At 34.6% G+C, this 15366-nt stretch carries 14 protein-coding genes and 1 pseudogene; 10 read left to right on the top strand and 5 right to left on the bottom strand.

The window, feature by feature from the left end:
• Positions 1-461: 461 nt before the first annotated feature.
• A complete protein-coding gene (locus JOC76_RS14385) occupies positions 462-911 on the top strand; it encodes a GNAT family N-acetyltransferase (protein ID WP_205178567.1) in 450 nt (149 codons plus the stop codon).
• Positions 912-1187: 276 nt separating this feature from the next.
• Here the strand turns inward: JOC76_RS14385 and JOC76_RS30020 are convergent.
• A pseudogene (locus tag JOC76_RS30020) lies at positions 1188-1468 on the bottom strand (MerR family transcriptional regulator); the annotation flags it as partial.
• 138 nt (positions 1469-1606) lie between these two features.
• On the opposite strand from JOC76_RS30020, the gene JOC76_RS14375 reads away from it, so the two are divergent.
• Entirely contained in the window at positions 1607-2374 is a 768-nt protein-coding gene (locus JOC76_RS14375) for an SDR family NAD(P)-dependent oxidoreductase (RefSeq protein WP_205178565.1), read from the top strand.
• A 319-nt stretch (positions 2375-2693) separates the two neighbouring features.
• Here the strand turns inward: JOC76_RS14375 and pdxR are convergent, their stop codons facing one another.
• The gene (gene pdxR, locus JOC76_RS14370; RefSeq protein ID WP_205178563.1) at positions 2694-4145 is read right to left on the bottom strand and encodes a MocR-like pyridoxine biosynthesis transcription factor PdxR; all 1452 of its coding nucleotides are present in this window, start codon (positions 4143-4145) and stop codon (positions 2694-2696) included.
• Positions 4146-4277: 132 nt separating this feature from the next.
• Between pdxR and JOC76_RS14365 the strand changes: the two genes are divergently transcribed.
• The 3 genes from JOC76_RS14365 to JOC76_RS14355 all read left to right on the top strand — a co-directional run bounded on the left by JOC76_RS14365 (position 4278) and on the right by JOC76_RS14355 (position 6150).
• Complete coding sequence (locus JOC76_RS14365; RefSeq protein WP_205178561.1) at positions 4278-4895, top strand: LysE/ArgO family amino acid transporter; 618 nt, start codon at positions 4278-4280, stop codon at positions 4893-4895.
• A gap of 229 nt (positions 4896-5124) precedes the next feature.
• Positions 5125-5640, top strand: coding sequence for a DoxX family membrane protein (locus JOC76_RS14360; RefSeq protein WP_205178559.1), 516 nt, complete (start codon positions 5125-5127; stop codon positions 5638-5640).
• 372 nt (positions 5641-6012) lie between these two features.
• Complete coding sequence (locus JOC76_RS14355; RefSeq protein ID WP_205178557.1) at positions 6013-6150, top strand: hypothetical protein; 138 nt, start codon at positions 6013-6015, stop codon at positions 6148-6150.
• Between the two features lie 241 nt (positions 6151-6391).
• Here JOC76_RS14355 and JOC76_RS14350 read toward each other — a convergent pair whose 3' ends face one another.
• Complete coding sequence (locus JOC76_RS14350) at positions 6392-7249, bottom strand: TIGR03943 family putative permease subunit (protein ID WP_239557739.1); 858 nt, start codon at positions 7247-7249, stop codon at positions 6392-6394.
• An 84-nt stretch (positions 7250-7333) separates the two neighbouring features.
• Positions 7334-8332: a permease gene (locus JOC76_RS14345; RefSeq protein ID WP_205178553.1), complete on the bottom strand. Its 999-nt coding sequence runs from the start codon at positions 8330-8332 to the stop codon at positions 7334-7336.
• A 231-nt stretch (positions 8333-8563) separates the two neighbouring features.
• On the opposite strand from JOC76_RS14345, the gene JOC76_RS14340 reads away from it, so the two are divergent.
• Positions 8564-9496 (top strand): metal ABC transporter substrate-binding protein, encoded by a 933-nt coding sequence (locus JOC76_RS14340; RefSeq protein WP_205178551.1) that lies wholly within the window; start codon positions 8564-8566, stop codon positions 9494-9496.
• A gap of 198 nt (positions 9497-9694) precedes the next feature.
• On the opposite strand, the gene JOC76_RS14335 is transcribed toward JOC76_RS14340, so the two are convergent.
• A complete protein-coding gene (locus JOC76_RS14335; protein ID WP_205178549.1) occupies positions 9695-10687 on the bottom strand; it encodes a DUF3231 family protein in 993 nt (330 codons plus the stop codon).
• Between the two features lie 383 nt (positions 10688-11070).
• Here JOC76_RS14335 and JOC76_RS14330 point away from each other — a divergent pair, with 383 nt between their 5' ends.
• From JOC76_RS14330 to JOC76_RS14315, 4 genes are all read left to right on the top strand, one after another.
• On the top strand, positions 11071-11586 hold the full coding sequence (locus JOC76_RS14330; protein WP_205178547.1) for a DoxX family membrane protein: 516 nt from the start codon (positions 11071-11073) through the stop codon (positions 11584-11586).
• A 1136-nt stretch (positions 11587-12722) separates the two neighbouring features.
• Entirely contained in the window at positions 12723-13547 is an 825-nt protein-coding gene (locus tag JOC76_RS14325) for an enoyl-ACP reductase FabI (protein ID WP_205178546.1), read from the top strand.
• A 23-nt stretch (positions 13548-13570) separates the two neighbouring features.
• Entirely contained in the window at positions 13571-13990 is a 420-nt protein-coding gene (locus tag JOC76_RS14320; protein WP_205178545.1) for a MaoC family dehydratase, read from the top strand.
• Positions 13991-14012: 22 nt separating this feature from the next.
• Positions 14013-15311, top strand: coding sequence for an acetyl-CoA hydrolase/transferase family protein (locus tag JOC76_RS14315; protein WP_205178544.1), 1299 nt, complete (start codon positions 14013-14015; stop codon positions 15309-15311).
• The last annotated feature ends 55 nt before the right edge of the window (positions 15312-15366 follow it).

Genomic DNA, 15366 nt, shown 5'->3' with positions numbered 1-15366 from the left:
TGATTAAAATCCTGTATTAATTAGATTTTTTCTTTTTATGTTATTACCGATGTTGTAAGGTAATGGTGAATAGAGATTGTAAATATTTCCACTTAAACGTTTAACAAGAAATGCTATTTGATAAGTATCCTTTTAGTTGATCAGTCGTTAATGATTTATCATCCAGATCGCTAAAGTGTTGGAAGAGCAGCTTAGATTGGAGCGATATGCTTTTAATGTTTCTGGAGAGAATCCTTCGATTCTTTTATGGAATTCATACAATCCAAGCTCCTGAAAATAACAAAGTAAATTCCTCATTTTCGGTTAAATTAGAGGAATTATTACCTTGATTATTGAAATGGTAACGTTAGTTAGATATTGAAGCAACGAAACAGATGAATATAGAGGGAGTATAAATTTATGCATTTTCATAACAAAAATATAACAATTAGGGAGTAAACAAAAATTGAGGAGGTATTATAGTGAATCAACACCAAATCATAATTGTTCAGTATGATTCCAAGTATGCTGAACAAACAGTGAAAATGTGGCGAAATAGTAAGGAACGGGCAATTGGTCTAAAAGAAAGTCATAGCTTAAAAAGTCACATTTATTTTTTAAACCACATATTACCTGGACAGTTTCAAATAGATTTAGCGTTAATAGAAGAAAGAGTAGTAGGAATGATTGCCTATAACGAAACGGAAATAAGTCAACTTTATGTTCACATAGATTATCAAGGTATTGGTATAGGTCAAACTTTATTAAATAAAGCAAAAGCACTATCAAGCGGGAAATTAACGTTGTACACGTTTGAAGTAAATAAAAATGCACAAAGATTTTATGAAAAGAATGGATTTGAAATCATTGGTAGAGGGCACCAAAATGAAGAAAATTTACCTGATATTCAATATGAATGGAAAACCATATGAATAATGTAAACGGAGACTTTAAGTATAAAAAGGCTAAGTTAAAAGCAACGGTTTAACCGAGTTAAGTAGGTTTTTTTGCTGGTGTGAAACACTAACCCAAAATTGTGAAGTTATGCACTTAAACTAAAAAGTGCTTTCCTTATATAACTGGCTACAACAAAATGGCAGCTTTTTTTCTTGAACTAGCTTGGGAGGAGAAATATGGATTATCCATTCGAGGAGTTTGAAAGAGATATTAATACAGGTCACGAGATTAGGTTCAAATGGAAAATTTAGTTCTAACATTTTATTCGTTTCTTTCAGTGTCTTTAACTGGTTTCCGATGGAACTTTTATGATCTTCTATTAGAACAATAAGGCATACACTTTGATTTTTTGATCGGCATTTGCGTCTCTTTTAATTTTAAAACAAAATTTTAGCCATTGAAGATGCGATTCAGTATATTTTCTTTGTCCATTTTCGCTTCGATCTGGAAGAATGATATTCTCTTTTTTATAGTAACGTAATGTATTTGTGCTAACTCCTACTAGTTGTGACACTTCGCCAATTGTATACATAAAACCCTCCATTTTTAACCAATGCTAATCAAGAGTAAAAAATAGGTTGGCTTAGAGTTTACTCTAACCACTATAATAAATCCGTAAAAGTTAACAATCAATTTTTGTTAGTATAATAAAATATTAGGAGGCAATAAAATGAAAAAATATACTGTTATTACAGGTGCAAGTTCTGGTATTGGTTATGAAACAGCTCTTGCTTTTGCTGCTCGTGGTAAAAATTTAGTCATTGTGGCACGTAGAACTGAGGAGCTTGAAAAACTAAAAACAGAGATCGTGAAAGTAAATGCAGAATTAGAAGTCGTTATTAAAACAGTTGATTTATCAAATACGAAAAATGCTTATATATTATATGAAGATTTAAAGGTATATAAAATTGAAACGTGGATTAATAACGCAGGATTTGGTAATTTTGCATCAGTTGGAGATCAAAATTTAACTAAAATTGAGACAATGCTTAATTTAAATATCGAGGCTTTAACTATTTTAACTTCTCTTTTTGTGCGTGACTACTCATCAGTTGAAGGAACACAACTAATTAACGTTTCATCAGGTGGGGGTTATACCATTATTGGAAACGCAATCACATACTGTGCTTCTAAATTCTATGTAAGTGCCTTTACTGAAGGGCTTGCACATGAATTAAAAGAAAAAGGTGCAAGCATGCAAGCAAAAGTATTAGCTCCTGCAGCAACTGAAACTGAATTTGCAAAAGTATCCTATGATTTAGAAGAAAATGTTAAGTTTGAAGGACTTCTTCCTAAATACCATACAGCAAAAGAAATGGCTGAATTTATGCTTGAACTTTACGATAGCGAAAAAGTAGTTGGAATTGTAGATGGTCTTACTTATGAATTTCAATTAAAAGATCCAATTTATCCTTATGCAGTAAGAATGAGAAGCTAATAAGGTTGATTTATCATCGTGATTCTAAAATTTCTGGATTATTATCCTTATAATTTTACGAATATAAAGAAGTTCTTTACTAATTGTAATATCCTATTAAAAAGAGGTTCTTCAATAAGGAGAACCTTTCATATATTTGTTCAACTACCATGGAAGAACGGTTTGAAATTCCATCCTTTGTGGTGAAGCTGTGCTTCATGGATGGCTAACGGGTGCTAATGTTAAATAAGAGGCTGCAGTGGCGACTTTTTTTCTTGTTCCACTAACTGGCAGGTTAGTTTAACAAAAAGTTGAGAAATAAGGGCTTCAAAAGAAGCCCTTATTTGGCTAAAGTTTTTACAATCTTTGATAAGCTTTTAATACCATCATGTATTTTGGGAAGAGAAGCAAATGAATAGGAAATTCGCAGATATTGTTCAGCTTGATTATCATAAACATTGCCTGGATTCAGTAATATTCCTTCTGCAAGTGCCATTTCAAATAATTTTCTCATAGAGAGTGACGGCAATAAACGCAGCCAAATATAAAATCCTCCAGTTGGTTTATCCCAAACGGCAATATCAGAAAAATACTTGTTCAAAATATCTAAAGTAAAATCCCTTCGAGTTTTCAGTTGTTCTCTTACTTCATTTATATGTTTATAGTAGAGGCCACTGGAAAACCATTCTACTGCTGCCCACTGTGATAAAGAACTAGAACCATAATCGGTTTGCATTTTAATATCTGCTAAGTGCTCAACTACTGGTTCTGGACCAACAATCCATCCAATACGAAGACCAGGACTTAAAGATTTTGATAAACTTCCCAAATAAAGAACCAGTCCATGTTTGTCAAAAGCCTTAATGGGTTTTGGCGGACTTTCATCGAACCATAATTCTCGGTATACATCATCTTCAATCAAAGGCAGTTGTTCTTGTTGACAAGTATCCAGCAATTGTTTCCGTCTTTCCAAAGTCATTAAGGTACCAGTAGGATTATGAAATGAAGGAATGGTATAGAGTAATGCAGCTTTTTGTTGTTTTTTATATTGTTGAATAAGATTGGTTTGAATTCCTTCTTTATCCAATGGGATACCCACTAAACGCATACCTGCTGACTGGAAGACATTTAAAGAATGAAGATATGATGGCTTTTCTGTTAATACGGTAGAACCCCTATTTAATAAACCAACACTTATAAGCTGCAGGGCTTGTAATGCACCTGATACGATTAAAATGGAAGAAGGAGAAGTAGAAATCCCAATGGTTTTTAAATACTTGGCAATTTGTTCTCTTAAGGACAGCAACCCCTTTGGTTCTTCATAGCCATAAGATATTTCACTATTCGACAATTGATGAAAAATTTTATTCATCGATGTGCTCGGCATAAGATTTGGCGATAATTCTCCAGTTCCCAAACGAATTATGTTAGGAATAAATTCAGCTTGATTTATTTCTTGAATCGTTGGCAAGTTTGGCTTGTGAGTTCCTACCTTTACATATGAATTCCAATCAGGGGGAGGGGTAGTTGCTAGCAAGTTCCATGTATTGTTTACCACTCTGGTTCCACTGCCGCTTTTTCCCTCAATAAGTCCTTCAGCTATTAATTCATCATATGCAGTTACAACTGTACTTCTATTTACATCAAAAACTTTTGCTATTGTACGTTGGGGAGGGAGCTTATATCCTATCGTCCACTCTCCATTGGATATTTTTTCTTTAATCCAATCGGCGATTTGTTTATGTAATGGAACTAGCGATGACTTATTTGGTTTCCAATCGGTTTTAAACATCAAAATCGTTCTCCTTTTAATCATTATATTACTTGGTTGGTTTCAAATCCATCCAATTGGTCGGAGACAAAAATAAAATTTCAAATTAAAATAAGACTCGTTGAATTATATAAAAGAAAGGGCGTACTTAGGATGTTAGAACCATTATTTCATGGATTTATTCTTGCACTAGGGCTGATTCTTCCTCTTGGTGTCCAAAATGTTTTTGTTTTTAATCAAGGGGTATATCAGCCACGTTTTGTTAATACATTACCAGCTATCATAACAGCTGCTTTGTGTGATACCCTCTTAATTCTGATATCTGTTTTGGGTGTTTCGTTTGTTATTTTAGGTTCATTCTGGATAAAAATATTTTTGGTTGGAGCAGGTTGTATTTTTTTAATCTATATGGGATGGACCACATGGAATAGTAAACCAAGTAATGAAAGAGGAGTAAGTGCGAATAAATTTTCTGTAAAGAAACAAGTATTGTTTGCAGCATCTGTTTCCTTACTAAACCCTCATGCCATCATGGATACTGTAGGTGTAATTGGAACAAGTTCATTAAGATACCAAGGGGAAGATAAAGTAATCTTTGCCTTTGCTTGTATTTTGGTTTCATGGATTTGGTTTTTTGGGCTTTCACTGATTGGTCGAATAAGTGGAGAGCTTGATGAATCTGGTAACTTTTTATTGATTTTAAATAAAATATCAGCCCTAGTTATGTGGGGGGCAGCAGTCTATCTATTGTTTACTTTATTTAGTAAATAGTACAAGTTAATTGGGATTGAGGTAAGATTGTGAAGAGGTATACTTAATAGGAGCTATGTACGGATGGATCAGCAATAAGATAGATTTGAACATTCGTCAAAGTTCTGACACAAAGGTTTGAACTGTATGTGAATTATTTAACAAAGTCATTCCTAATTGAGATAAACGGATTATAATAACAGTGTAAACAAGTTATTAATACAATTAATATAAAAAAGGGGTCTTTAAAATGTTTAACAAATTTCTAAGAGAAAACAAGATTGCTGCTGGCATTTTAACAGTCTTACGACTTTATCTAGGTTATGAGTGGATGACAGCTGGTTATCACAAACTCGCTGGCGGATTCGATGCTTCTGGATTCTTAAAAGGAGCCATCGCGAATCCAGTTAAGGGTCCGGAAGGAAATGTGTTATACAGCTGGTATGTTGACTTCCTGCAACACTTGGCATTACCAAACGCGCACATTTTTAATACAATCATTCCATTAGGTGAATTCCTTGTAGGTCTAGGATTAATTCTCGGCTGCTTAACAACTGCTGCCATGTTCTTCGGATTAGTAATGAACTTTGCCTATATGTTTGCCGGAACCGTATCTAGTAACCCAATGGATATCTTAATAGGAGTCATTATTATCGCTGCTGGCTTAAATGCAGGACGCATTGGTTTAGACCGTTGGGTGATTCCATTTATCCGTAAATTTGGTGCAAAAGAAAATAACATAGTGAATGCTAAACGCAGTGCTTAAATAGGTTAATTAAACCACAGTGTTTCCAATGGCTTTACATTATGAAGTATGACAAATGTGAGCCATACAGAAGTGAGTATTTTGAAATTAAAGCTAAAGATCATAACATTCATAAATTATGGGGAAAGCTTTCGGGCTTTCCTTTTTTATATGTCCTGATTTTTATATTTTTTTATATAGACTAAAATTGAGGGGAAAATAGATAAATTACAGAAGAAGGGTTGAACTTATTTAAGTTTTACAACAAATGGACTGTTTCGGCATTCCTCTTTTATTACCGTTCTTGAACAAATGGCAGGTGACTTGAAGAAGGATTTATTATGAGCGTTGCAGAATATGAATCCCTAAGCATTATATATGGGGGTTAATGATGTGAATAAAGACCAATTCGAAGTTATTAAGGTAGGAAGTTTAGTGATAATAGCAATTAGCTTAGTAGTAATTGCTTGGAAGATGGGAAAATTGGTGAATTTGTTGCACGATTTAGTTATTGTGTCAGGAAATCATTAATAATTTACTTACATCTAACAGGGCTTTGACCTGGAGTGGAGTTGTGACGGCAGCTCTTTTTTCTTGTTCACTAAATGGCAGTTTTGTTTAAGTACAGTTCTTCACAAAGTATAGAAAGCCGATCTATTCAATCAGGTAAATCGGCTTTTTTTATTAATATTTATTTACTTGTACGACAGTAGTATATTTTCATACAAAATATTTGGCACTAACCAGGAAGTTAATTTATTATTACAAAGGTCTATTCAATTTTTATGCCTACATCAAAAACATAGGGCTGCTGTGGAGCAGTAATTCTTGAAAGCTGGTTAATTTTTATAACGGGAATTGTCTCCCCATTGTATTGAGTTTGCTGAATTTTACCTGTTACTTGAACCCATTTATCCTTCGGCAATGAAGCTACCTCTCCTTTTGCCATCATTCCATATACGGAGGCATCGGCAACACAACATGTGATTCCAAATCGAGCAACAATAATCTGGTTTTGCATAAATTCTTTTTCCCGATACACAAATCCTTTTGTGGTTACCGTTTTTCCAATCATCGTATTTAGATTATCCTGAATAATGCTCATTATGTTTACATACTGATTATCGTCAATATTAATGGTATGAGCCTTTAATATTTTATTCTGCAACGCATCGTATTCTTTCTGTGTTAAAGGCTCTGGTTGATTATCAAGTACACTTTGTGTGTTAGTTGAAGTATTAGTTTTATCAGTATTAAATGATGATTGTAAATTTGAACTGTTATTTAAAGCACTATTTTGCTTAGGCGGTTGAGAGCTAGCTCCCAATTTAATTGTTCTGTTCATTGCAACAGAGCTTCCCAGCACATTGTTCGAGAAAAGAAATCCTGTGGTTATAGGAATAATAAACAATAAATAAAGAAACAGACTTTTTGAGATAGAGGAGGGGTAGGCATGATCTCCGTCACAATCACAATGATAAGAAAGATCCTTCCCTGAAGTTCCTCTTATAATCAAAAGAACTCCAAGAATAAGACATATAAAAAGAGTAAAGTAAATAAACCGAATCATTTTTGGGGCGATTAATAGAGATATATTATTCGTTAGAAGTAATTTAAATAAAAGTAACATAAAACCAATTAAAATGATTCCCCTGAGAAGATGATGAAAAGAAAAATCTTGGACTTTATGAGTCTTCATCTTTGGACACACCTCCTATAAAAAAAATTGCTGGAAAACATAAACGGAAAAATAAACGACAATAGGAGTTACCAATAGTAGATATATGACAAACTTTTTCTTAAAATAACCGAATAACATTAAGGTGTTTTTTATATCAATCATAGGACCGAATACTAGAAAGGCTAGAATGGAACTTTCTGTAAAAGTGGAACCAAATGATGAGGCCACAAAGGCATCTGCCGAAGAGCATACCGAAAGGACGTATCCTAGTCCCATCATAGCGATTGGTGCAAAGGTTGTGCTGGTCCCTATTGATAAGAGAACATTTCGATCTAAGAAGGTTTGAAATAAACTAGCAAGAAAAGCACCTATAAATAAATACTTCCCTGTATCAAATAATTCATCGCTTGCATGATAGAGTGTTTCTAATAGTTTATTTCCTCTATGGTGGTGGTGATGATGCTCTTCTTCCTTCTGCACTTTAAGAATATTTTCTCCTTTAAAACGTCTGTAAATGATTATTCCAATAATAATGGAGCTGACAAATCCTACAAACATCCTTGCATTGGCTACATAAGGAGTGCTTTTAAATGCAAAATAAGTAGACGCATAAACGACAGGATTTAAGATTGGAGCACTAAGCATAAATACGACACCTACATGTGAAGGCATGCCTTTTTTTATTAACCTGCGAACAACTGGAACGATGGCACACTCACATATAGGAAAGATTATTCCTAGTAAAGCAGCAGGTATAAGGGCTAAATAGGCATTTCGGGGCAGAACCCTTCGGATTACATTTTCGGAAACAAATGATTGGATAATAGCTGATACAAATACACCGAGTAAAATAAATGGAATAGCCTCTAAAATAATACTAAGAAAAATGGTATTTACATTAAAAAACGTACTTGGGATTCTAGTAAAAAAAGAGATGTTTTTTAATTCCTCCGCAAAGAGAAATAGAAAAAGGAATAAACAAAATAATAGAAAAACAAGACTATCTTTAAACATCTTATTTATAAAGGTCATTTTAAATCTACCCCCTCAAGTCTATCAATCCTATCATATGAATATGCACTTCCTGTTAATACAATACATTTCATTAAAATTTGTTGATTGACATAAATAAATAAACGGTATAAGATTTAATTCGTAATAGTTACGATTTACAAATCGCTATTAATCTTAAATCATACTAAATAATTATTTGCTTTAAATCGTAATAATTCCTAATTAAAGATACCTTGGAGGTAAATGAACATGAAAAGGCTCTTAATCCCATTAATAATTTTTCTATTAATGGTAAGTGGTTGCTCTAACGCAGCTTCAACAAACAGTGAAAAAACAAGTGAAGGATCTAAAAAACTGAACATTGTCACTACTTTTTATCCTATGTACTACTTTGCCAAAAAGGTGGCAGGCGACTCAGCAAACGTGGAACTATTAATACCAAATGGCGTAGAACCACATGATTGGGAGCCTACAGCAAAGGATATGGCAAAAATTCAAGATGCAGATGTTTTTATTTACAATAGTCAATACTTTGAACTGTGGGCTGAAAAGGTATTAAAGAGTATTGATACTTCCAAGCTGAAGGTTGTCGAAGCTTCTAGTGGTATTAAATTGATGGATGCACTGGAATCGGCGGATGAGGAGAAGAACACTGCTTCTAAAGATCCACATGTCTGGCTATCTCCGGTTCTAGCTCAGCAAGAAGTTAACACAATTGCTAAGGCTTTAGAACAGGTGGCTCCCAAAAATAAGGACCAGTTTCAAAAAAATGCTGAGGCTTTAAATTCTGAGCTAGCTGATTTGGATCGCTTATATAAAGAGACTATTGATAAAGCCAAAAAGAAAGAATTTGTTACACAACATGCAGCATTTGGATACTTGGCAAAACAATATGGACTGACTCAAATCCCTATCGCCGGATTATCCCCCGACGTTGAACCAACATTAGGAAAATTAGCGGAATTAACGGAATTAACAAAGAAGAAAAATATAAAGGTTGTTTATTTTGAGGCGATGACTTCTTCAAAAGTGGCGGAAACGTTAGCTAAAGAAATAGGTGCAAAAACGGAAGTATTAAGTCCATTAGAAGGATTAACGAAAGAAGAGCAACAACAAGGATTAGACTATATGGGTGTTATGAAAAAAAATCTGGATTCATTGAAATTATCGATTATGGATTAATTATCTAATAGGGGTTACTACAAAGGGTGCCATATTCTAATAACTTTTGAGTAACTTCAATGTCAGGGAATAGATTAACTGTTATATAAGCAGAAAACACAAGCGGCAAAAAAGAAAAGATTCTTTTCTTTTTTGCCGCTTGCGTCTTTATAAGCATCCCACATGGCAAACATATATCAAGGGTATACATCAGCCAATTCATTCATCATGGTCCACTACTTTTGGTGGTTGTTCCATCCAGCCATAATCAATCATTATGTTTGCAGCATCTTCTGTATATTTTAGAACTTCTCCTAAGACCCGGAGGTAATTAGTGGATAAATCACGTCTAGAACTTGTTGACAAGCTGGTTCCGTAATATCCAATGGCGCCCGCGGCTAGTGCATTTACATGAAACATAAGTAGTTTATCGGAAAAAGGGGAAACCGTTGAGTTTAAAACTTGGGTATCCCAAGAGACAGAAGCAGGAAGATCATTTTCATTTAAAAAGGAACTATAAATTTCAATATGCTTTGAAGCGATTTCTTTTCCTCGTGCTATAAAACGACCCACTTCTTTTGACTTTGCCACTTGACTGAAGCCGCTGAATGTTGTCATAGCTAACACATTTCTTTGTAGATTAGCATAAAGATTCGTTATTTCTAACGTAGTAAGTGATCTACGTTCTCCAAACCAACCAGATAAGAAGTTTTGTTTTCGAATAAAATCAACCTTTTCAGGAGTTGTAACATAGGGTGCTCGTATATAGAGACCTTTAGACAGTAAAACATTTCCTGTTTTTTTGAGAAGATTCTTTGAATCATCAATACATTCTGAAAAATATTGAAATACATCAGAACGTGTTGCTAAAGACAACGAGATGCCATAAGCTTCTAATCCTATTGAACTCCATTGTTGAAGATAATATAGAAAGTAAGAATCCGAAAATAATCGTGGGGCTGTAATATCCACATCTTCTTCTTTAAATCCGTACGGAATAGGAAATTTCTCACTGTTAAAGATTAAAATAAGTTTTTTTACATGTGCGTGTGCTAACTCTAGTGCAAATTCTACTACAGGGCGAATCTCAGGATCCTCTGCTTTTTCCAAAAAATATGTAAGTACACAAATTGAAAGGCTATCATTCATGTAGGCAGACCATAGCTGTGAAATTTCAGCAGATGTTAGTTTAATGTTATTTTCACTTTGCATAAGAGACCTCCTTCCTGTTTTGAAATGAAATCCTCCTGTTATGTTTCCTAAAATTTAAATAAATATTTATCTGTATTGTGAATCTATATATGAAAGAGATAGGATGGCCGAAAAGAATCAACCATATGGCATGGCAGACTACATTTTCTTTATTCCGTTTTCACCCATAATAGGTTTCATCCATCCTGTTTCTTACATCATAGGAGCTTTGTTCGGATGGATCAGTTATAAAATAGATTTGAACATCCGTCAAAGTTCTGACACAAAGGTTTGAACTATATGTGAATTGTTTAACAAAGTCATTCCGAATGGTAATAAACGGATTATAATAACAGTGTAAACAAGTTAGTAATACTAATTAAAATAAAAAAGGGGTCTTTAAAATGTTTAACAAATTTTTGAGAGAAAACAAGATTGCTGCTGGCATTTTAACAGTCTTACGACTTTATCTAGGTTATGAGTGGATGACAGCTGGTTATCACAAACTCGCTGGCGGATTCGATGCTTCTGGATTCTTAAAAGGAGCGATTGCGAATCCGGTTAAGGGTCCGGAAGGAAATGTGTTATACGGCTGGTATGTTGACTTCCTGCAACACTTGGCATTACCAAACGCGCATATCTTTAATACAATTATTCCATTAGGTGAATTCCTTGTTGGTCTAGGATTAATTCTCGGCTGCTTAACAACTGCTGCCATGTTCTTCGGATTAGTAATGAACTTTGCCTATATGTTTGCAGGAACCGTATCTAGCAACCCAATGGATATCTTAATAGGAGTCATTATTATCGCTGCTGGCTTGAATGCAGGACGCATCGGTTTAGACCGTTGGGTGAACCCATACTTCCGTAAACTTGGTGCAAAAGAAACTAACACAGTGAATGCTAAACACAGTGCTTAGATAGGTTAATCAAACCATAGTGTTTCCAAGGGCTTCTCATTATGAAGTATGACAAATGCGAGCCATATAGAAGTGAGTATTTTGAAATCAAAGCTAAAGATCATATCAATTAATTATTTATGGGGGGAAGCTTTCGGGCTTTTCTTTTTTATGTCCTGATTTTTTATACTATTGAATTTGGGATATAAAACGGCTCTTGTATGTGCCAAGAACCTTCAAAGGAGAAAGGTGAAAGAAAAGATGGTACCACCTATTTTTGGTTAATTCTCCCCCTTTAACCAAATAATCTAAATATACTGAATACCATGATAGAAAATCCTAACACAAGTATCAATGGAACAACGAACGTGAAGAAGAGTTCGTATCCTGACTCCAGGTTAACGAATGAGCCGCCGAACACATCAACCAGTGATTGAGTTTGGAAACCTAAAACCAGAATCAAAACAAATAGCGATAACGAAGCAATGCTGAAAGTACAAACAGTAAAGAAAATTTTCATTATTTCTTCACCTCATCGATTTTTAAAGATGTTCCATTGTAAAGACGGATTTAATAGGGGATATTAAATAATCAAATCCCTATGTCTTTTCGTTAGTCTCTACTTTAAACGCTTTGATTATGTCGTTGATGAATTAATATTATGTGGAAACAAAAAGCTTGTGCAAATACGCTTTTACAGTGGATATACGCACTATTATCCAAGATATAGCTTGAATAAAAAATAAAACTATAATGATACAAAACCTTCCAAAAGTAAAGATTAGGAAGGTTATTTATGTAACCCTTATCTTTGTTTATATGTACTCATAGAGAAACGTTTATGGACTTGATTTAAGTAGGTTAATTTGAATAATTAGTTCTACTTGTTGAAAAAACAATTCTAAGGTCTTTAATTTACTGATAATTTCAGGGATTTCAAAAATTCACAAATTATCCACAGATATTTATCGTCCTGAAGTGTATATTGATAGTGAAAATGGTATTTATTAGATGTAAATGAAATATATGTCAAATGTGTGTTTGAGAATTATAGTTTCATTTGATCATTCTGAATTAAGCAACAAAAAACATTGAAAACGGTAATGATTCGGGTCATACAGGATGAAAAAATCGAATTGAATGGACCACGATAGTTCATGCACCAAAATAAACTTAAAACGAAGAGGGAACAAGATGAAAAAGTTAATGGAGGAAAAAAAGGGTTAGTGCTTGGGGTTGCAAATGAACATAGTATAGCATGGGCGATTTCGAAACGGTTAGCTGAGGAAGGAGCTGAAATTGCATTTAACTATCAAAATGAAAAGACAGCTTCTCATGTAATTCCATTGTTTCAATCCATTGATAGTCCATTTTATGAAAGGATGGATTTAACCGATCCCAACCAGGTAACAGAGGTTTTGGAAAAGCTGAAGCAACAATTTAATGGTGAACTTGACTTTATTGTTCATGCTGTAGCCGGTGGTCCCCATAAAGGAGAACTATCAGGAAAGTACATGGAAGTCTCGTTAGATGGTTTTGTTCAGTCAATGGTTATTAGCGTATATTCCCTTACGGATATTGTGAAAAGGACTTTCAAAATGATGGAAGGCCGCAATGCTTCCATATTGACACTTTCGTATTACGGTTCTGAAAAAGTAGTGAAAAACTACAATGTTATGGGAGTGGCAAAGGCTGCGCTTGAAAGCAGTGTTCGGTACTTAGCAGCAGATTTAGGAGAGTTCAGTATTCGAGTGAATGCATTATCGCCAGGTACAGTAAAAACTCGTGCTGCTAGTGGAATTGGCGGTTTCGATAGTTTATATGAATACACAAGTCAACATTCTCCCTTAAAACATAATGCTAGTTTAGAAGAAATCGCAAATTCATCACTCTTTCTTTTAAGCAATTTGAGTAGTGGGATAACTGGTCAAACAATCTATGTGGATGCTGGCTACAGTATTATCGGGAATACTCATGAATAACGAAGAGAAAGGAATGGACATAAATGCAAAAAGAATTGACCTATGAAGATATTCAATTAGGGGATACTGCCACTTTTTCTAAAACTGTTTCGGAATTTGATATCTATCAATTTGCAGGTCTTACAGGTGATTTTAATCCAATGCACATCGATGCTGATTTTGCAAAAAAAACTTTTTTTAAGGAAAGAATTGCCCATGGTCTTTTATCTGGAAGCTTTATTTCTACTGTTCTGGGAATGAAGCTGCCTGGACCGAACACCATCTATTTGTCTCAAAACTTTAAATTTATAGCTCCTGTCAAAATCGGTGATACGATAAAAGTCATTGTAGAAGTAATGGAAAAACGGGATGACAAGAAATTAATTACATTAAAAACACAGGTAAGGAATCAGCGCGAGGAATTGGTTGTAGATGGTGAAGCGGTGGTCATGAAAAAAGATTAAGAATACAGTGAGGGGACCTGGGATGGAAAAATCATTTGAGCAATGGTTGAAGATAAAAAAGAAAAAGCCAGAAGATGTGTTATCCTGCATTCACAATGGTGATGATATCATTCTTCCAATCGCTAATGGAGAACCGAATGTGTTAATGGAAGTGATAGAGGAAAATGCTACGCGCTTTCAAAATGTTAGAATCCATCAAATGCATGCAATAAAGGAAAGATCTTATATCCATGGGAGATTGAAACCATCTCTGTCCTATGTCTCTTATTTTTTAAGCGAAGCTTCACGAAAGGCTTTTTTACAAGGACAGTGCGAACTTGTCCCAAACCACTTTCATGAAGTTCCGCGTTTATTGCGTGAATCGACGAAGACTTCTTTCGTTTTATCCTGTGCATCTCCGTTGGATGAACATGGTTACTTCTCTTTAGGGACCCAGTCGGATTATGTTGCTTCTTTTATAGGAAAAGTTCCTTTTTTCTTAGAGGTCAATCAACAGATGCCAAGAACCTTTGGATCGAATCAAATCCATATTAGTCAAATAGAAGGGTATATTTCTGTTAATTATCCTTTACATGAAGTTCCTTCTCCTCCCATCACGGAAAAAGACCAACACATAGCATCTTTCATTACGGAGCAAATCGAAGATGGGTCTACCATTCAATCTGGTATTGGAGCAATTCCAAATGCTGTCATAAGTATGTTAAATAACCATAAAAACTTAGGAGTCCACACGGAATTATTATCTGACGGAGTCATTGACTTAGTAGAAGCAGGAATTGTAAATGGAATGGAGAAAAAGAGATATCCCGGAAAAATAATCGCGACATTTGCATTAGGAACAAAAAGGTTATATGATTTTATCCACGAAAATACAAGTGTGGAATTTCTTCCAGTAGATTTAGTTAATGACCCGCGTGAAATCGCAAAAGAGGATAGAATGATTTCCATTAATGCAACAACAGAGATTGATTTTTTTGGGCAATGCGCGTCAGAAACAATTGGCGGTAAATATTATAGTTCAAGCGGAGGACAAGCTGATTTTGCTCTAGGAGCTCGTTTTGCTAAAAATGGAAAAGGTTTTATTTGTCTGCATTCTACGGCAAAGGATGGCACTATCTCACGAATTCGTCCTTGTTTGACTGCCGGATCAGTAGTGACGACTTCCAAAAATGATGTCGATCGAATTGTAACAGAATATGGAATGGCTGAGCTGCGAGGGAAAAGCATTTCTCAGCGAGCAAAGGAATTAATCAAAATTGCTCATCCGAAATATCGCGAAGAACTGACATATGAAGCAAAAAGGCACGGATTTATTATTTAAGACTACTATGAAGACCCCTTACTTGTGAGTCATAGCGCATTCAATATATTTATAA

This window comes from Neobacillus cucumis, from assembly GCF_016908975.1.
In the GTDB taxonomy this organism is placed as follows: domain Bacteria; phylum Bacillota; class Bacilli; order Bacillales; family Cytobacillaceae; genus Neobacillus; species Neobacillus cucumis.
The sequence above is the reverse complement of the archived record's forward strand: the minus strand, read 5'-3'. Positions and strand labels throughout refer to the sequence as shown.